Consider the following 16944-nt stretch of genomic DNA (forward strand, 5'->3'; position numbering starts at 1 on the left):
TGGAGGGCAAGATCGAGATCGACCCGATGATCACCCACACCATGGGCCTTGAGGACATCAACAAGGGCTTCGATCTCATGCACGAAGGCAAATCAATCCGTTCCGTCGTGCTGTACTGAGGGGTATCATGGAGGTTCTGTCCGAAAACAGATGTTTTGGTGGGGTGCAGACGGTTTATCAGCACCCTTCCAAGACGTGCGGCGTGGACATGACATTTGCTGTCTACATGCCGCCACAGGCCGAGGATGGCCCCGTGCCGGTTCTCTGGTTTCTGTCCGGACTGACCTGCACCCATGAAAACGCCATGACGAAAGGCGGATTTCAGGAACATGCGGCGGATCACGGTATTGCCGTCGTGTTCCCAGACACTTCACCGCGCGGCGAGGGCGTGGCAGACGATCAGGCCTATGATCTGGGGCAAGGCGCGGGGTTTTACGTCAACGCCACCCGCGATCCCTGGCGGCCGCATTTTCGCATGTATGACTATGTGGTGTCCGAATTAAGGGGCATCGTGACCGACAACCTGCCGGTGACCGATGCGCATGGAATTACTGGGCATTCAATGGGCGGGCACGGGGCTCTGACGATTGCGCTGCGCAACCCGGATCTGTTCGCCTCGGTTTCCGCCTTCGCACCGATTGCGAACCCGACCCAATCGGATTGGGGCCGCAAACAGCTGAGCGCCTATCTGGGTGATGATGAATCGGCCTGGGCCTGTTATGATGCGTCTATCCTGCTCGAAGAATTCGGCTGGAAGGGGGACATCCTGATCGATCAGGGGTCAAATGATCAGTTCGTCGACCTGCTCAAGCCCGAGGCGCTGGCCAATGTGATGACCAAACGCCGTCAGCCCGGCCTCGTTCGCATGCAGCAAGGCTATGATCACAGCTATTATTTCATATCGACTTTCGCCGGGGATCACATCGCGTGGCACGCCGAAAGACTGCACCACAATCGACACTAAAAGGGGAACCTATGCTCATCAGAATTTTTGGCACCGCCTGTATCATCGCAATGACCGCCTGTGGCGCGTCGGCCGATGAAACCGAATATGAAATCACGGGCGATGCGGCCAAAGGCGAAAAAGTCTTTCGCAAGTGCAAGGCCTGCCACGAAGTCGGCGAGGGCGCCAAGGCCAAGACCGGTCCGATTCTCAACGGCATCATTGGACGTGCCGCTGGTGCGGCGGACTTCAAATATTCCGCAGCACTGACCGAGGCGGCCGAGGGCGGTCTGGTCTGGACGCCCGACACGATGGCCGAATTTCTGGAAAAACCGAAGGCCTATATCAAGGGGACCAAGATGTCCTTTGCGGGCCTGCGCAAGGAAAGTGAACGCGCCGACATAGTGGCCTATCTCGCGACGTTCAAAGCAGAGGAGGAGGGATCGTAACGCAAGGAACTTGCCCGGTGGGAGGAGACCAACAACGATCCGGGCTCTGTTTGATCTGTACCTCAGCAAAGCGACAGTGCATCGGCACGAGCGACTGGGTGCAGAGAACGGAAACAACATCAACAAGGGAGTTGAATATGAAAAAGCTATTTGCTTTGACATCCACCATCGCTTTGTGTGCGGCCGGACTGGCCAGCGCAAATGAGGCGCTGATGGCCGAAATGGATAACCCGGACCAGTGGGCGATCCAGACGGGTGATTATAAAAACCAGCGCTTCTCGGCTCTGGAGCAAATCAACAAGGACAATGTCGGCGATCTTCAGGTTGCCTGGACGTTCTCGACCGGCGTTCTGCGCGGGCACGAAGGTTCGCCGCTGGTGATTGGCGATACGATGTATCTGCACACACCGTTCCCGAACATCGTCTATGCGCTGGACCTGGCCAACGAAGGCAAGATCAAGTGGAAGTATGAGCCAAAGCAGGATCCGGACGTTATCCCGGTGATGTGCTGTGACACCGTGAACCGCGGTGTGGCCTATGCCGATGGCAAGATCTTCCTGCATCAGGCGGATACCACGGTTGTCGCGCTGAATGCGGACACCGGTGCGGTCGAATGGTCGGTTGTAAACGGCGACCCGGCCATCGGTGAAACCAACACTGCCACCGTGCTGCCGGTGAACGACAAGGTCATCGTCGGTATTTCGGGCGGTGAATTCGGTGTGCGCGGGTCGGTAACGGCCTATAACATGGCCGATGGTTCGCTGGCATGGCGCGCCTATTCAATGGGTCCGGATTCCGACATTCTGGTCGACCCAGCCACGACAACACACCTTGGCACGCCAGTTGGCGAAAACTCGGGGACCAATACATGGGAAGGCGATCAGTGGATGATCGGCGGCGGCACCACCTGGGGCTGGTATTCCTATGATGCCGAAGAAAACCTCGTCTACTACGGCACGGGTAACCCGTCGACCTGGAACCCTGCACAGCGTCCGGGTGACAACCGCTGGTCGATGACCATCATGGCGCGCGATGCGGACACCGGTGTAGCCAAGTGGTTCTACCAGATGACCCCGCATGACGAGTGGGACTATGACGGCATCAATGAAATGATCCTCACGGAGCAGGAAATTGATGGCGAGATGCGCAAGCTTCTGACCCACTTTGACCGGAACGGCCTGGGATACACCCTGGACCGTGTGTCGGGTGAACTGCTGGTCGCTGAAAAGTATGACCCGGCCGTGAACTGGACCACCGGTGTTGTCATGGACAAGGACAGCGATCAGTACGGTCGTCCGCAGGTTGTTGCTCAGTACTCGACCGAGCAGAACGGCGAAGACGTGAACTCGACCGGTATCTGCCCGGCGGCCCTGGGATCGAAAGACCAGCAGCCGGCAGCCTATTCGCCGGAAACACAGCTGTTCTATGTTCCGACCAACCACGTCTGCATGGACTATGAGCCGTTCCGCGTGTCCTACACCGCCGGTCAGCCCTATGTGGGTGCGACGCTGGCGATGTACCCGGCACCTGACAGCCACGGTGGCATGGGTAACTTCATCGCCTGGGACAACATCGCGGGTGAGATCAAGTGGTCCATCCCCGAGCAGTTCTCGGTCTGGTCCGGTGCTCTGGCAACTGCGGGTGACGTCGTGTTCTACGGCACGCTCGAAGGGTATCTGAAGGCTGTCGATGCGGCCACGGGTGAAGAACTGTACAAGTTCAAGACTCCGTCTGGCATCATCGGCAACGTGATGACCTACAGCCATGGTGGCAAACAGTATGTTGGCATCCTGTCGGGTGTTGGCGGCTGGGCCGGCATTGGTCTGGCAGCTGGTCTGACCAACCCGAACGACGGCCTTGGCGCCGTGGGTGGTTATGCAGCGCTCAGCGACTACACCGCTCTGGGTGGTCAGCTGACCGTGTTCGCTCTGCCTGACTGATCGTTACCTGAAAACAATTGGTCCGCATGCCACAGAACGGCATGCGGACCATTCCTTGTAAGTCCCATTAGAGAGAGGTTCGCGCATGAAGCGTAGCGCAATGATCCTGTTCGTCGCCATTGCCGTGCCCGCCACGGCCTTCGCGTGGAGCGACCAGCCCGTCGATCCTGAAAAGCAGGCCGAAAATGTCGAGATCGCCGTCGCCTACGAGGAGGGCGGCAAATATTTTACCGATGATGATATCCCGACCTACAACGTCGCCGAGGACGGCACTGTTGACTGGCTAACCTTCTCCGGCTTCCGGCGCTATCACGCAGAATGCCACGTCTGTCACGGGCCCGACGGCGAAGGTTCCACCTATGCGCCGAAGATCAAGAATTCCGCCGTGAACATGGGCTACTACGATTTCTACGACGTGGTGGTGAATGGTCGACAGGTCGGCAACTCGGTGATGCCGCATTTCGGCGAAAACCCGAACGTGATGTGCTATCTCAATGATATCTATGTCTATCTCAAGGCCCGCGGCATGGAGGCTGTTCCGCGTGGACGTCCAGCCAAGAAGGAAGCGAAAAGCGACCTGATCCGCGAGGAAGAAGATGCCTGCATGGGCTAAACATCTGACCGCGCTTGTCGGCGCGGTCCTTTTGTCCTGTCTGGCTGGTGCCGGGCAGGCCCAAACCTCGGATCTGGTGTCAAAGACCGCCTTCAGGGTGTGCGCGGACCCGGCCAATTTTCCGATGTCTGACAATGCGGGCAAAGGATACGAAAACAAGCTGGCCGAGTTCATGGCGCAAAAGCTGGACCTGCCGGTGGAATACACCTGGTATCCGATGGCGACCGGGTTCATCCGCAACACGCTGCGCGCGAACAAGTGCGATGTTGTCATGGGCTATGCACAGGGCCACGAAATGGTCCTGAACACCAATCACTATTTTACATCCGCCTACACACTGATTGTCGACGGAAACGGGCCGCTGGCCAATGTCACGACCCTGTCCGACCCAGCCTTGCAGGGGCTCAGGATCGGCATCATTGCAGGCAGTCCGCCAGCCAGCCACATGGCGCGCAATCGTCTTTTGCCAAAGGCCAAGGCTTATAACCTTGTTGTGGACCGTCGCCATGAATCTCCCGCGATCGACATGCTTGAGGATCTCAAGGCAGGGACAACCGACGCCGCTATTCTGTGGGGGCCCCTTGGCGGACCTCTGGTCAAACAGCAATATCCCGGTCTGGTGGCCATTCCCCTGTTGCAGGAAACACTGCCGCCACGGCTTTTCTTTCGCATCACGATGGGCGTTCGCCAGGGTGAAAAGGTCTGGCAACGTAAACTGAACTCGCTGATCCGGCGCAATCAGGCCGAGATCAACGCGATCCTGACCGAGGCTGGAGTGCCGCTTCTCAACGATATGGGAACCGAGCTTCTAGACCTGGCAAATTGATCCGCGCGGCAGCAATGCTGGCCCTGTTGCTGCTGCCGCTGCCCGCCCCGGCACAGGTTGGTGAACCGGACGATTACAAGATGGACCACTATCGCGGTCCGGTGCCCGGCACGTTGCGCGGTGGGACCGTGGTCGACACCGAGCAGGCCCACGCGTTGTGGCAATCCGGCGAGGTGGCTTTCGTCGATGTCCTGCCCCGGCCTCCCAAACCGAAGAACCTGCCCAAAGGCACGATCTGGCGCGACAAACCGCGCCACTCCATCCCCGGTTCTATCTGGTTGCCGAATGTCGGCTACGGCGCGATTGCCGAGATCACGCATGACTATTTCCGGCGCGGGCTGGAAAAGGCGACGGGCGGAGACACCATGCATCCGGTTCTGTTCTTTTGTCTGGAAGAATGCTGGATGTCGTGGAACGCAGCCAAACGCGCGTTGGAATATGGCTATACCACCGTCTACTGGATGCCCGACGGAACCGACGGCTGGACATTTTTCGACTATCCGACCGAGGTTATCGTCGCCGAACCCGAACCCTAGTGGCGATATCGGGTCAACCTGCCGTGAAGCATGTGATCAAAGCGGCCTGTGAGCCCAATCATTCGTCAAGCTGCAAACACGAAACCCAAAGGATGGGGCGGTCTTAGTACCCTGCCAGTGATTTACGCGCGTGGGTGACGGTGCCCTCGGTATCGGTCATGGTCACATCCACCGATTGGGTTTTCCCCGGAACCGACATGCCGATACGCGGGTTTTCGGACAGGGAAATGCTGCCGGTGACATCCACGTATCCGCCACCATCCAGGTCGACCTCGACATTTTCGACATAGCGCATGGGGATGAACAGAAGCGAAATCTGGTCCATCTGCATGCCTGAATGGCTGGGGTGGCTTATGTCGACGTCGATCTGCTTTTCGCGCAGCGCCAGCGCACCCAGTTTGTCACTCAGCGACCCGGTGCCAGGCATCGCATCGATCCCGATGGTCATGTTGCCCAAGGTGGCAAGCGCCAGGTCCAGGTCGGTCCCCGGCGGGGCGGAACACGCGCCCTGACCAGAGGTTTTGACAAACGCCTCTGCGACGTACAGTTGGCCATCGGCTGTTTCGGCCACCACATGCAGGGGCGTCGGGCCGTTGATCCGCATGGTCACATCGAAAAAGAACCGCGGCAGGGGTTCCTTGAAGTTGAACACCGCCGACACCGGCATCGGGTTTTCATCCAGGATCAGACTGACCTTGCCCAGCATCTGCCCGGTTGGCGCAACGATCTGTGCGGCAATCTGCGTGCGCGCGTCATTGTCCGTGCGATAGGGGCTGTCGATGGAAATGATGTCCGTGCCCGTGTTCAGTGTACGCCCCTCATAAAGCAGGGCCGACAGATCGTCCCACGTGGATTCAACGGCCAAGGCGGGCAGCGAAAATGCGGCCACAAGTGAAAAGGAAAGTGCCATCGTTTTCATAGTCAATTCCTTTGCGTGATGAATTTTCCAAATGCACGCGGCCCATCTCCCGTGCCGATTTCGCCAACCACTTCTAGGCTGCCGGTATCAATCAGACTCACCGAATTTGAGAACCAGTTTGCCACAACCACCAGCGTGCTGTCATGCGTGCTGTCGATCCCTTCGGGATATTCGCCCACGTCGATGGTTTCGACGACGACGCGATTGCCCATGTCGATCACGCTGACCGTGTCTGCATATTGGTTGCTGACAAAGGCGCGGCCCCTAGCAAAGGCAATGCCATAGGGGCGTTTTCCGACCGCGATCGTCGACAGCGTCTGACCCGTGACCACGTCCAGAACGGTCACGTCATCAGATCCGACATTGGCGACATAAAGGTGCCCATCCGGCGCAAAGCCCAGACCGAAGGGGCGGATGCCGACGGGCAGGCGGTGGATCAGGTCAAGCGTCTTCAGATCAAAGACCGATACCTGATCGGCGTCGCGATCTGCCGAGGCGAGCCAGTTTCCGTCCGTGGAAATCGCCAATCCGGCCGGGGCGCTTCCAGTTGCAAGGGTCTGGCGCAGGCGCATGTCCCTAGCGTCGATCACCCAGATGCGTGCGTTGTACCAGTCGGACACGAACAGGTGGTTGCGCACCGTGTCCAGCGCGATACCAATCGGCCCACCGCCCAGTTCCAGCGCCCCGATGACGTCCCCGGTTGCGGCGTCCAGCTTGCGCACCGTTTTGCTGTCGGGCGAGACGACAAAGAATACTCCATTGGCTGCGGTGACCACACCGGCGGGTTTCCCTGGCACCGACATGCGGTCAACCTCGCTGCGGTCCGAGAGGTCCAGAATGCTGACATCGTCGCTGTTCTGGTTGGTCACATATGCAAAATCCCCCGCCACCCCAATTTGGGCGGCGAGGGCAGGGAAAACCCAGAAAATCAGGTTTCTAATCCTTGGCGCCAAAGCGTTCGCCCAATGCATCAAGGCCCAGTTGATAGACGCCGGTAACCGCCGCGACCGCAGCCTCATCGCTCAGTTCCGGGGGCGGATCGTTGTTGGGATATCCGCGGTAAAAGGCCCCGCGCCATTCGATCAGGGACCCGCCGCCATCCAGCGGCTTGACTGTGAGGTGGGATGAATAATTGGTGACCGGCAGAACCTCGACCAGAACATCCGTGATCCGGTAGGAATAGCTCATCTTTTCGTCGCTGAACTTGTACAACTGCTCGGATATCGTCGCCCCGCCTTCTTCGCCCAGTGTCAGAACGCGGGTCGCGTCGATGTCATTGCCGCCTTCACCGGTCGAGGAGTGGACCGCCGGGTGCCAGCTCATATCCTGAAAATTGCCGATTACGGCCCAGACTTCGGCCGGATCTGCCGCCACGGAGGTGGTCAGCGTCACCTTTTGACGGGTGGGTCCGTGCGCCGCCGCAAGAGTGGGCAACACAAGGCCCAGCATCACGGCAAGTAGTTTGATTAGTCGCATGTGCTCCTCACTTTTTGAAAAAATTGTTCTTCAGGATATAGCGGATACCCCGAAGCCAGCTGTCATCGGTGTTGGACCTGATATCGACCGACTGGCCACGCACCATGGCGCCGCTTTCCACGTCCCTCATGACAAGATTCATCGACAGGATCAGGTTCGAAACCTTTTGAACCTCCCCCACCAGCACGTATGTCGTGCCCAGTTCCGCCGCCATGCGCAGATCGCACCCATAGCATTTGGCCGGGTTCACGATGCGATCCAGGTCTTCGCGGATCGGACCCAGATCAGCCAGATGAAACCCTTCTTCCTCAAATCGCGCCCGGACGGTGTTTTCCAACAGGACAATCCGCGCGAGTTCTTCGGGCTTTTCCCCGAAATAGGCGCCTTCAGTCGAGGTATCGAGATAGGTAATTCCCAGAAACGCGACGCTTGCGCGGGGCTCCAGAACGGGTTGCGCTGCGGCCGCCTGAGCGCCCCAAACAAACACCAAGATGATCAATGCCCGCCACATGGTAACACCCTAGTTCACAGGCCCTTTCCCGCAATGCGCCAAAAGTATCGGTATGGCCCATCCGAAGGCTCTGGCAGTGTTGTACAAAGTTCATTCTAATGTACACGGGGGAGGGAGCCATTGCAGCGTATCGCACTTACTGTGCTGTTCAGCATGCTGCCCATTTTGGCCGGGTCGGCGGGATGGGCCCTCGACGTGCGCGCGGTGGTGTTCAGAATCGACTATCCGCGTCTGGCGCCGATTTCGCGATATGAACGTGTCCCCGACGATCTGGGGTTTGCGGGCGGTATTCTTGCCACCGAGGACAACCAGACCACGGGGCGATTTACCGGGCAGAATTTCGAACTTGAAACCGTGTCTGCCCCCCCTGAGGAGGCGGATGCGGCTTTTGACGCGCTTTTGGCGGATGGGCAGGACATCATCGTTGTTCTGGCCGAAGCCGACGATCTGTTGCGCCTGACGGACCGGGCCGGGGACAAGGTGATGATCCTCAATGCCCTGTCGCGCGACACACAGCTCAGGGATGAGGAATGCCGCCGCCAGATCCTGCACGTTGCGCCGTCAACCGCGATGATGTCCGACGCGGTGGCACAATTCACCATGTGGAAAAAGTGGCCAAAGTGGTTCCTGATCTACGGGTCGAACCCGGCCGATATTGAAATGGCCGACGCCTATCGCCGCTCGGCACAGAAATTAGGCGCCAAAATCGTGGAAGAGCGGGAATTCGAAGACACTGGCGGATCGCGCCGCACCGACACGGGCCATGTTCTGGTTCAGCGTCAGTTGCCGATGTTCACGCAAGACGCGCGTGACCATGACGTTGTGATTGCGGCGGACAAATCGGACGTGTTTGCGCCCTACCTTCCCTTTCACCTGTGGGAGCCGCGCCCCGTCATGGGGGCGGCGGGCCTGCGTCCGGTGACGTTCCACGCCGCGCACGAAGGATGGGGCGCCACCCAGTTCCAGCGTCGGTTCGAAGAATTGACAGGCCGCTACGTTCGCGAAGAAGACTATCAGACGTGGCTGGCCCTGCGCGTGCTGGGCGAGGCCGTGACGCGCACCGGAACGAGTGATGTAGAAACCCTGCGCAGCTATGCCCTCAGCGATGAATTCGAACTTGCCGCGTTCAAGGGGCAAAAGGTGACCTTTCGCAATTGGAACGGTCAGTTGCGTCAGCCCATCCTGCTTTATGACGGGCGCATCACGGTCAGCGCTTCCCCGCAAGAGGGGTATCTGCATCAGACGTCACCGCTCGACACGCTGGGACTGGACCAACCTGAATCGGCCTGCACGGCCTTTCAATGACAAGGAAACTCTCATGAATCGTTTTCTGACCGCTGCCTGTCTTCTTGCGCTGTCCGCCAATAGTGCGGCGGCGAACAAGGTCTTCGTGACCAACGAAAAAGGGAATACCGTCACCGTTATCGAAAGCGAGACCTGGGAGGTTCTTGAGGAATTTCCCGCCGGCAATCGGCCGCGCGGCATCACGCTCAGCCCGGATGGAAAGCTGCTTTATGTTTGCGCATCCGATGATGACACCGTGCGCGTCTTTGACACCGGTACCTATCAGGAGCTTTACACCCTTCCGTCGGGACCGGACCCTGAATTGTTCGTGCTGCACCCATCGGGCAACCCGCTGTTCGTCGCCAACGAGGACGACAACCTTGTGACGGTTGTGGATACGGAAAAACACACCGTTTTGTCCGAAATTCCGGTCGGCGTCGAACCCGAAGGCATGGCGATCAGCCCAAACGCAAAATTCGTGGTGAACACCTCCGAGACCACGAATATGGCGCATTTCATCGACACGTCCGATTTTCAGATCAAGTATAATGTGCTGGTCGATCAGCGCCCCCGATACGCTGAATATTCCGCGGATGGGTCCACGTTGTACGTGACATCGGAAATCGGGGGCACCGTCAGCGTCATGGAGATTGCCGCGGATGGCGCGCCCACCCTTGCAACCAAGATCAAGTTCGAGGTTCCCGGCGTGCTGCCTGAATGGCTGCAACCGGTTGGCGCCAGAATCACGTCCGATGGCAAGTGGCTGTTCGTGGCGCTTGGCCCGGCGAACCGGGTTGCGGTTGTCGATACGGCGACGAACGAGGTGGTCACCTATATCATCGTCGGACAGCGGGTCTGGCAAATGGCGTTCACGCCGGACGAAAAATACCTGGTGACAACCAACGGAAACTCGAACGACGTGACCGTGATCGACGTTGCGGCGCAGAAAGCGATCAAATCGGTTCAGGTCGGCCAACAGCCCTGGGGCGTGGCCATTATGCCCGACTAAGGACCTATTTCGTTCTTCATTTCGATCAGGTCAAATGGCGACCGACGTATAGAAAGGATAACCCTATGAGATCTTTTGTGACTGGTGCTGTACTTGCGGCGCTGATCGGCGCGCCAGTGGCGGCGCATGATTTCGGCTTTGCCGGAATTCTGTCTTCGTCCAACATGGAAGAGATGCCCGAGATCGTTCTGAGCATCGGAAAGCCGCTTTCGGATGGACCGATCACGCTCAAATCAGGCACGGGCTATGAACTTGAGATCACATCGGACGGGACGGGGGAACTGGGCCTTGAGGGGGCGGGATTTTTCCGCGCCATCTGGATCAATGAAATCGTCATCAACGATCTCGAAGTGCGCCCCTACGGAATTGAGAGCGTGGAATTTGACGATGAAGGGACGATGGAGATTGAATTCATCGCGATCAAACCCGGTCGCTATTTCCTGCGGATTCCCGGTTCGACAGGGGATAGTCAGCGGGTCGAAATCACGATTCAGTAACGCTATCGCCGGGCGGTGCGTTACGCTTCTTTCTCGGCGCTTCGCACGGTCTGACATTTCCATTTGGAAATGGCCCATCGCGGATGGGATTCAACCCATTTGGCCAGCTCAGGCTGAGCCCCCAGAACGCAGGTCATGGGGGAGATATCCATGTACAACAGGCTGCGTCGTTCGCAGTCTTGGGGGGATGCGCTCAGACAGGCGACAAAAATCAACTCAATCATCTCGACCTCGCGTCAACTCATACAATGGTATTGATAAGATAAGACCTCGGAACCGATTGAAAAACGGTTATGCCGTAACGTCCCTTTGGCAAAAACGGTCGAATATCGCGATAATCTGCGCGAAAAATGCGCATTCGCCGCAGATTTACGCAGTCCCGGTTTCGCTCTGATGGCTTGGCGCACATCTTCTCTCAAGGTGCGGCTTGGGGTCGGGGCCGCGATACTGGGGCTTGCTGCCCTGGCCGCCGTCGCGATGACAATTGTCGGAATGGCCAGCATTTCCGCCCGGATCGATGCCTCGCTTGCGGCCGAGCGGCGCATTGATCGGTATTCGGTCCTGTCGACACAGGTTTCGACCTTTATCGTTGTGGCCGCCGAGGCATTGCAATCCCGGCTGAGCGCAGAGGACCGCGCCGACCGTCTGCGAACGCTGGACGGCCAGATCACCGCGACATTCGAAAAAATCCGCCGCGATCACGAGGTGTCGGTGACCGAGATCCGCGAACTGGGTCTGGATGCGCAATCGCGCCGGGCCACGCAAAGCATCGGCATCGCCCGGATGGAGGCCCTGTTTGCCGCGACAAGCGCTGGGCTGATGGGGGACTCGGATAATCGCGAACGGCTGCAGGGGTATATCGACACCTTCGCGCTTGGATTCGACCCGCTGCTGAACGGGGCTGTGACCGGCGAGGTCCGCGCCCGCGACGCGATCATCGCCAGCATCGCGGACCTGCGCGAAACCCTGACCCTGTGGGCCTTTGGCATTGCGGTGGTCAGCCTGTTGTTGGTCGCGGGGTTCTACCTGGGCCTCGTGCGGCCGGAGTTTCGGCGGTTGGACCTGCTGCGCGGCGCGGCGCAAAAGATCGGGCGAGAGGATTTTGCCGTGTCCCTGCCGCAGGATCGAAACGATGAAATCGGACAGCTTTTTGCCGAGACCAATGGGATGGCTAATGCGCTGGCGGCCCGAAAATTGCAGGTCGATGAGGAATGGGCGCATCTGAACGAAACCATTGCCCAACGGACCGAAGAACTGCGCGCGGCGAACGAAGAACTGGCCAAGACAGACGAAAACCGCCGCCGGTTCTTTGCGGATATCAGTCATGAACTGCGCACCCCCCTGACCGTCATTCTGATGGAGGCACAGCTGGGGCGCGCCGGATCGGCGGGCGAGGCGGATGCATTCGGTCGGATTGAAAACCGCGCGCTGCGTCTGAACCGGCGGATCGACGATCTGCTCCGTATCGCCCGGTCCGAAAGCGGGCTGCTCGAACTGGACTCCGAGACATTCGATCTGAGCCAGGCAGCGCAGGATGCGGTGGTCGATACACAGGCCGAAGTTGACAGTGCCGGTATGACCCTCGCTTTTGATGTCCCCCCGCCGATCCCGGTCCTGGGGGATCGCAACTGGATGCGCCAGGTGATTTCCGGGTTGATCCAGAACACGGTGCGCCACGCCCGAAGCGGCGGAGCGATAACGGTGCGGATTGACTGTATCGGCGACATGGGATGCGTCCATATCACCGACAACGGGGGCGGCATCGACGATCAGGATCAGATCAACGTTTTGGAGCGGTTCGCCCAAGGCAAGAGCAGTGCGAAATCCGAAGGGTTCGGCATTGGTCTGGCGCTTGCTCGATGGGTGGTTGAACAGCAGGGCGGCGAGATTTCGATCACCAGCCCTGTGCCCGATGCTGAACGGTTGGGCCCCGGAATCGGGACCAAGGTCACGGTATGCATACCGCGATGCAAGGATTAGGTTTTTCGCATGTCTGACCGTCCCGCCCGCATATTGATTGTCGATGACGATCCCGAAATCACCTCGGCCCTTGCACGCGGACTGGAATTGCACGGCTATTCCGCGATCAGCGAAAACCGCGTCGACAGGGCGCTGTCGCGCTTCCGCGACCGTAATCTTAACGCGGCTATCGTGGACGTGATGATCGGGGCCGACAGCGGCATCGACCTGGTGCGTACCGTGCGGAAAGAAGGCAACACGACGCCCATCCTGATGCTGAGCGCGCTTTCGGCGGTGGATGACCGCGCCAGTGGGCTTGAAGCGGGAGCAGACGATTACATCGTCAAACCGTTTTCCTTTGATGAACTGGTTGCCCGGCTCAAGGTGCAGGAACGGCGCGCCCGTCAGGCCACGCCGGCCCGCGCGCGTTTAAGCGCCTCGGCGCGAAGTGTCGAAATTCCGGGCCGCAAGGTTACGCTGACCCAGCGCGAATTCTCGCTGCTGCAATTGTTGGCCAGTCGGCCCGATCATGTCTTTTCACGGCCTGAAATCTTTGAAAAGCTGTGGGCCGATGAAGGGGCCAGTTCCGAGAACGTCGTTGATGTCTATGTCGGATATCTGCGTAAGAAACTGGATCCGATCGGCGCGTTCGGATTCGAGATCAACACCATCAGAAACAAGGGTTTCGTGCTGGTTGGCGCGCCCCCGAAAGGAAGTTAAATGCTTGTAATTAAATCATTTTTATTTTTTCTTAGAACATTGTCTTTGACCGATCGCCTGCAACCGGCGATAGTCCGTGGCGTAGAAGACTGTAACTCAGTTAGGAGGAGTCAAAAATGGCTTGGAATAAACCGACGATCCGCGAAATCGAATGCGGCATGGAAATCAACATGTACGGACCCGACGGCGACGACGACGGCGTCCTGTTCTAAATAGCGGCGCGCGGAGCTTATCATGAACTTCCGCGCGCGCATTCTGGGTGCAGCCGCCGGTGGCGGCTTGCCCCAATGGAACTGCGGCTGCAAGAATTGTAATCTGGCCCGCAGTGGTAAAATACCGTCTCAGACCCAGTCCTCGGTTGCCTTCACTGCGAATGGCATGGATTGGGCGGTGCTGAACGCCTCTCCCGATATCCGACAGCAATTGGCCGATTGTTCCGACCTGCATCCCACAGGGCTGCGCGAGTTGCCGCTGCGTTCGGTCCTTTTGACCAATGGCGATATTGATCATGTGGCCGGTCTGCTGACCCTGCGGGAAATGCAGCCCTTCACGATCTTTGCCACGGCCGGCATCCATGACGTTTTGAATGAAAACCCGATATTCGGCGCGCTCAACGCATCTGTTGTAACGCGCGAGACCGTCACCATGGAGGAGCCCACGGAAATCGCGCCGGGGTTGATGGCGACGCTGTTCCCGGTGCCGGGCAAGGTGCCGCTATACCTTGAGGGTGATGTCGTCGAAACCGAATTGCTGGGCGAACAGACGGTCGGCGTGCATCTGAACGCGGGGGACAAGGATGCGTTTTACATCCCCGGCTGCGCCACGTTGAATGACGATCTGCGCGCCCGCCTGCGCGGCGCGGCGCTGGTGTTCTTTGACGGGACGCTGTGGCAGGATGATGAAATGGTTCAGGCCGGGCTGGGGTCGAAAACCGGCAAGCGCATGGGCCACATGTCGATGAGCGGCGATGACGGATCGATCGCGGCCTTTGCCGATCTGGACGTGAAGAAGAAAGTATTTGTTCATATGAACAACACCAACCCGGTGTTGCGCCCCGACTCGTCCGAACGGGCCGATGCGCAGGCGGCGGGCTGGATCGTTGGTCAGGATGGAATGGAGGTGACACCATGACCCAGACACGAGACGAGTTTGAAGCGCGGCTGCGCCAGATCGGGGCCGAGCGGTATCATGACAAACACCCGTTCCATCACCTGCTGCATTCGGGCGGTTGTACCCCTGATCAGGTGCGCGCCTGGGTCATCAACCGCTATTATTACCAGCACAGCATCCCGATGAAGGACGCGGCATTCATGTCGCGGGTCGAAGACCCGGACCTGCGCCGCAACTGGCGATCCCGGATCGAGGATCACGATGGTACCGATACCAACGAGGGCGGTATCAAACGCTGGTTGCGTCTGGCCGAGGCCGTCGGGCTGGACCGCGACTATGTCGCCTCGACCGACGGCGTTTTGCCGGCCACCAAATTCGCCGTGGATGCCTATGTTCGGTTCGTGCGCGACAAGACCCTGCTTGAGGCGGTTGCGTCCTCGCTGACCGAGCTTTTTGCGCCGAAAATCCACTCCGAACGGATCGAGGGGCTTCTAAAGAATTATGACTTCGCCGATGACAGCAGCCTCAGTTATTTCCGGAATCGCCTGAAAGAGGCGCCCAAGGATGTGGCATTTGGCCTGTCCTGGGTTCTGGATCATGCGGACACACAGGAAAAACAGGATGCGGCGGCCAATGCGCTGATCTTCAAGACCAACGTTTTGTGGGCGCAATTGGATGCATTGCATTCGGCCTATGTCGAACCGGCGCGCATTCCGCCGGGGGCGTGGGTGCCGGGCCAAGGCATGGCCTTGGCGCGGGCGTCGTGATCGGGGCAGAGGACATACTGGTCCTGCCGCGCGGTGTGCGGTTGCATCAGGACCGCGTACGCGGGGGCTGGGTCTTGCTGGCGCCTGAACGCGCGCTGACGCTGGATGAAACGGGTCATGCCATCCTGTCGGAAATCGACGGAGAGCGCAGCTTTGGCGCGATATGCGACAGTCTTTCCCAGCGGTACAATGCGCCCATTGATGCAATTATGTCGGATGCGCGGGAGTTTTTGCAAACCCTGCGCAACCGCCGTTTTCTGGAGGTTCAGCCATGACCGCACGCCCCCCCATTGCCATGCTGGCCGAGTTGACCCACCGTTGCCCGCTGTCCTGCCCCTATTGTTCAAACCCGATCGAGATGGAGCGTCAGGAAAGCGAACTGGATACCGAAACCTGGGCCGACGTGTTCAAGCAGGCCGCAGATATCGGCGTGCTGCAACTGCACCTGTCGGGCGGTGAACCCGCCAGCCGCCGGGACCTGATTGACCTGGTCAGCGCCGCGCGCGAGGCTGGCTTATATACAAACCTGATCACCTCGGGCATCGGGTTGACGGAAAAACGTCTGCATGCGCTGGACGAGGCCGGGCTGGACCATGTCCAATTGTCCCTGCAGGGGACGACGCCGGAAATGGCTGATGAGATCGGCGGGTACAAAGGCGGTTTTGCCCGCAAGATGCAGGTCGCCGGGTGGATCAAGGATATCGGATTTCCGCTGACCCTGAACGCGGTGCTGCACCGTCGCAACCTGCACCAGTTGCCCCGCGCGTTGGAGATGGCCGTTGAAATGGGCGCCCGCCGGATCGAGGTGGCGACCGTCCAGTTTCACGGCTGGGCCCTGAAAAACCGCGATGCCCTGATGCCGACGCTGGAACAGGCGCGCGAGGCAAACGCCATCGTGAAAGAGGCGCGTGAAACCCTGAAGGGGACATTGGTCATCGACTATGTGCCCGCCGATTACCATTCGGATTTCCCCAAACGCTGTATGGGGGGCTGGGGCACCACCGGTCTGAACGTGACACCCAATGGCGATGTGCTGCCATGCCACGCGGCCCAATCGATCCCGCATCTGACGTTCGACAATGTGCGCAAGACGCCGCTGAAAGACATCTGGTACGACGGTATGGCGTTCAACGCCTATCGCGGCACCGATTGGATGCAAGAGCCGTGCCAGTCCTGTGATCGCAAGCTGCAGGATTTCGGCGGCTGCCGCTGTCAGGCCATGGCAATTGTCGGCGATGCCGCCGCCACGGATCCGGTCTGTATCAAGTCACCACATCACGGCGCGCTGCAGGCGCAGGCCGATGCGTTTTCACATAATGACGATGCTCCGCTTGTCTATCGCACGGCACCGGGCAAGCCAGTTCCCGAACCGGCCGAGTAACCGC

The 16944-nt window shown here is 59.0% G+C and carries 20 protein-coding genes and 1 pseudogene; 17 read left to right on the plus strand and 4 right to left on the minus strand.

What is annotated here, in order from left to right:
* The 7 genes and pseudogenes from ACXYMO_RS06630 to ACXYMO_RS06660 form a co-directional block, all read left to right on the plus strand.
* Positions 1 to 119, plus strand: a pseudogene (locus ACXYMO_RS06630) (S-(hydroxymethyl)glutathione dehydrogenase); the annotation flags it as partial.
* A gap of 8 nt (positions 120 to 127) precedes the next feature.
* A complete protein-coding gene (gene fghA / locus ACXYMO_RS06635; protein WP_458877904.1) occupies positions 128 to 964 on the plus strand; it encodes an S-formylglutathione hydrolase in 837 nt (278 codons plus the stop codon).
* Positions 965 to 975: 11 nt separating this feature from the next.
* Complete coding sequence (locus ACXYMO_RS06640; protein WP_458877905.1) at positions 976 to 1392, plus strand: c-type cytochrome; 417 nt, start codon at positions 976 to 978, stop codon at positions 1390 to 1392.
* Positions 1393 to 1529: 137 nt separating this feature from the next.
* Entirely contained in the window at positions 1530 to 3332 is a 1803-nt protein-coding gene (gene xoxF5, locus ACXYMO_RS06645; protein ID WP_458877906.1) for a lanthanide-dependent methanol dehydrogenase XoxF5, read from the plus strand.
* A gap of 85 nt (positions 3333 to 3417) precedes the next feature.
* On the plus strand, positions 3418 to 3945 hold the full coding sequence (locus ACXYMO_RS06650) for a c-type cytochrome, methanol metabolism-related (protein ID WP_458877907.1): 528 nt from the start codon (positions 3418 to 3420) through the stop codon (positions 3943 to 3945).
* A complete protein-coding gene (locus tag ACXYMO_RS06655; protein ID WP_458877908.1) occupies positions 3929 to 4771 on the plus strand; it encodes a substrate-binding domain-containing protein in 843 nt (280 codons plus the stop codon). The genes ACXYMO_RS06650 and ACXYMO_RS06655 overlap by 17 nt, the downstream gene beginning before the upstream one ends.
* 14 nt (positions 4772 to 4785) lie before the next feature.
* Complete coding sequence (locus ACXYMO_RS06660) at positions 4786 to 5307, plus strand: PQQ-dependent catabolism-associated CXXCW motif protein (protein ID WP_458877909.1); 522 nt, start codon at positions 4786 to 4788, stop codon at positions 5305 to 5307.
* Between the two features lie 103 nt (positions 5308 to 5410).
* Here the strand turns inward: ACXYMO_RS06660 and ACXYMO_RS06665 are convergent, their stop codons facing one another.
* The 4 genes from ACXYMO_RS06665 to ACXYMO_RS06680 all read right to left on the minus strand — a co-directional run bounded on the left by ACXYMO_RS06665 (position 5411) and on the right by ACXYMO_RS06680 (position 8213).
* Positions 5411 to 6226: a quinoprotein dehydrogenase-associated SoxYZ-like carrier gene (locus tag ACXYMO_RS06665; protein WP_458877910.1), complete on the minus strand. Its 816-nt coding sequence runs from the start codon at positions 6224 to 6226 to the stop codon at positions 5411 to 5413.
* A gap of 2 nt (positions 6227 to 6228) precedes the next feature.
* Positions 6229 to 7095, minus strand: a complete 867-nt coding sequence (locus ACXYMO_RS06670; RefSeq protein ID WP_458877911.1) for a YncE family protein — start codon at positions 7093 to 7095, stop codon at positions 6229 to 6231.
* A 67-nt stretch (positions 7096 to 7162) separates the two neighbouring features.
* Complete coding sequence (locus ACXYMO_RS06675; RefSeq protein WP_458877912.1) at positions 7163 to 7702, minus strand: SRPBCC family protein; 540 nt, start codon at positions 7700 to 7702, stop codon at positions 7163 to 7165.
* 7 nt (positions 7703 to 7709) lie between these two features.
* Positions 7710 to 8213 carry a DUF3280 domain-containing protein gene (locus ACXYMO_RS06680; protein WP_458877913.1) on the minus strand — a complete coding sequence of 168 codons (504 nt, stop codon included), beginning with the start codon at positions 8211 to 8213 and terminating at the stop codon, positions 7710 to 7712.
* Positions 8214 to 8333: 120 nt separating this feature from the next.
* On the opposite strand from ACXYMO_RS06680, the gene ACXYMO_RS06685 reads away from it, so the two are divergent.
* From ACXYMO_RS06685 to pqqE, 10 genes are all read left to right on the plus strand, one after another.
* Complete coding sequence (locus ACXYMO_RS06685) at positions 8334 to 9518, plus strand: ABC transporter substrate-binding protein (RefSeq protein WP_458877914.1); 1185 nt, start codon at positions 8334 to 8336, stop codon at positions 9516 to 9518.
* 13 nt (positions 9519 to 9531) lie between these two features.
* Entirely contained in the window at positions 9532 to 10506 is a 975-nt protein-coding gene (locus tag ACXYMO_RS06690; protein ID WP_458877915.1) for a YVTN family beta-propeller repeat protein, read from the plus strand.
* Between the two features lie 65 nt (positions 10507 to 10571).
* Entirely contained in the window at positions 10572 to 11003 is a 432-nt protein-coding gene (locus ACXYMO_RS06695) for a hypothetical protein (RefSeq protein ID WP_458877916.1), read from the plus strand.
* Between the two features lie 393 nt (positions 11004 to 11396).
* Positions 11397 to 12983: a sensor histidine kinase gene (locus tag ACXYMO_RS06700; RefSeq protein ID WP_458877917.1), complete on the plus strand. Its 1587-nt coding sequence runs from the start codon at positions 11397 to 11399 to the stop codon at positions 12981 to 12983.
* Positions 12984 to 12992: 9 nt separating this feature from the next.
* Positions 12993 to 13682 carry a response regulator transcription factor gene (locus ACXYMO_RS06705; RefSeq protein ID WP_458877918.1) on the plus strand — a complete coding sequence of 230 codons (690 nt, stop codon included), beginning with the start codon at positions 12993 to 12995 and terminating at the stop codon, positions 13680 to 13682.
* 116 nt (positions 13683 to 13798) lie between these two features.
* Positions 13799 to 13894 (plus strand): pyrroloquinoline quinone precursor peptide PqqA, encoded by a 96-nt coding sequence (pqqA, locus tag ACXYMO_RS06710; protein WP_458877919.1) that lies wholly within the window; start codon positions 13799 to 13801, stop codon positions 13892 to 13894.
* Between the two features lie 22 nt (positions 13895 to 13916).
* Positions 13917 to 14813, plus strand: coding sequence for a pyrroloquinoline quinone biosynthesis protein PqqB (pqqB, locus tag ACXYMO_RS06715; protein WP_458877920.1), 897 nt, complete (start codon positions 13917 to 13919; stop codon positions 14811 to 14813).
* A complete protein-coding gene (gene pqqC / locus ACXYMO_RS06720) occupies positions 14810 to 15559 on the plus strand; it encodes a pyrroloquinoline-quinone synthase PqqC (protein WP_458877921.1) in 750 nt (249 codons plus the stop codon). The genes pqqB and pqqC overlap by 4 nt, the downstream gene beginning before the upstream one ends.
* Positions 15556 to 15834 (plus strand): pyrroloquinoline quinone biosynthesis peptide chaperone PqqD, encoded by a 279-nt coding sequence (gene pqqD, locus ACXYMO_RS06725; protein ID WP_458877922.1) that lies wholly within the window; start codon positions 15556 to 15558, stop codon positions 15832 to 15834. Before pqqC ends, pqqD begins: the two co-directional genes overlap by 4 nt.
* The gene (gene pqqE, locus ACXYMO_RS06730; protein ID WP_458877923.1) at positions 15831 to 16940 is read left to right on the plus strand and encodes a pyrroloquinoline quinone biosynthesis protein PqqE; all 1110 of its coding nucleotides are present in this window, start codon (positions 15831 to 15833) and stop codon (positions 16938 to 16940) included. The genes pqqD and pqqE overlap by 4 nt, the downstream gene beginning before the upstream one ends.
* The last annotated feature ends 4 nt before the right edge of the window (positions 16941 to 16944 follow it).

The organism is Arenibacterium sp. CAU 1754 (genome assembly GCF_054482635.1).

Excerpts from the sequence above, each read along its gene's own strand:
- pqqE (WP_458877923.1), top strand. The coding sequence starts at position 15,831 with ATGACCGCACGCCCCCCCATTGCCATGCTGGCCGAGTTGACCCACCGT.
- pqqA (WP_458877919.1), top strand. The coding sequence starts at position 13,799 with ATGGCTTGGAATAAACCGACGATCCGCGAAATCGAATGCGGCATGGAA.
- ACXYMO_RS06665 (WP_458877910.1), bottom strand. The coding sequence starts at position 6,226 with ATGAAAACGATGGCACTTTCCTTTTCACTTGTGGCCGCATTTTCGCTG.
- ACXYMO_RS06695 (WP_458877916.1), top strand. The coding sequence starts at position 10,572 with ATGAGATCTTTTGTGACTGGTGCTGTACTTGCGGCGCTGATCGGCGCG.
- ACXYMO_RS06690 (WP_458877915.1), top strand. The coding sequence starts at position 9,532 with ATGAATCGTTTTCTGACCGCTGCCTGTCTTCTTGCGCTGTCCGCCAAT.
- ACXYMO_RS06660 (WP_458877909.1), top strand. The coding sequence starts at position 4,786 with ATGCTGGCCCTGTTGCTGCTGCCGCTGCCCGCCCCGGCACAGGTTGGT.
- ACXYMO_RS06675 (WP_458877912.1), bottom strand. The coding sequence starts at position 7,702 with ATGCGACTAATCAAACTACTTGCCGTGATGCTGGGCCTTGTGTTGCCC.
- xoxF5 (WP_458877906.1), top strand. The coding sequence starts at position 1,530 with ATGAAAAAGCTATTTGCTTTGACATCCACCATCGCTTTGTGTGCGGCC.
- ACXYMO_RS06640 (WP_458877905.1), top strand. The coding sequence starts at position 976 with ATGCTCATCAGAATTTTTGGCACCGCCTGTATCATCGCAATGACCGCC.
- ACXYMO_RS06705 (WP_458877918.1), top strand. The coding sequence starts at position 12,993 with ATGTCTGACCGTCCCGCCCGCATATTGATTGTCGATGACGATCCCGAA.
- ACXYMO_RS06700 (WP_458877917.1), top strand. The coding sequence starts at position 11,397 with ATGGCTTGGCGCACATCTTCTCTCAAGGTGCGGCTTGGGGTCGGGGCC.
- fghA (WP_458877904.1), top strand. The coding sequence starts at position 128 with ATGGAGGTTCTGTCCGAAAACAGATGTTTTGGTGGGGTGCAGACGGTT.
- pqqB (WP_458877920.1), top strand. The coding sequence starts at position 13,917 with ATGAACTTCCGCGCGCGCATTCTGGGTGCAGCCGCCGGTGGCGGCTTG.
- pqqC (WP_458877921.1), top strand. The coding sequence starts at position 14,810 with ATGACCCAGACACGAGACGAGTTTGAAGCGCGGCTGCGCCAGATCGGG.
- ACXYMO_RS06680 (WP_458877913.1), bottom strand. The coding sequence starts at position 8,213 with ATGTGGCGGGCATTGATCATCTTGGTGTTTGTTTGGGGCGCTCAGGCG.
- ACXYMO_RS06655 (WP_458877908.1), top strand. The coding sequence starts at position 3,929 with ATGCCTGCATGGGCTAAACATCTGACCGCGCTTGTCGGCGCGGTCCTT.
- ACXYMO_RS06650 (WP_458877907.1), top strand. The coding sequence starts at position 3,418 with ATGAAGCGTAGCGCAATGATCCTGTTCGTCGCCATTGCCGTGCCCGCC.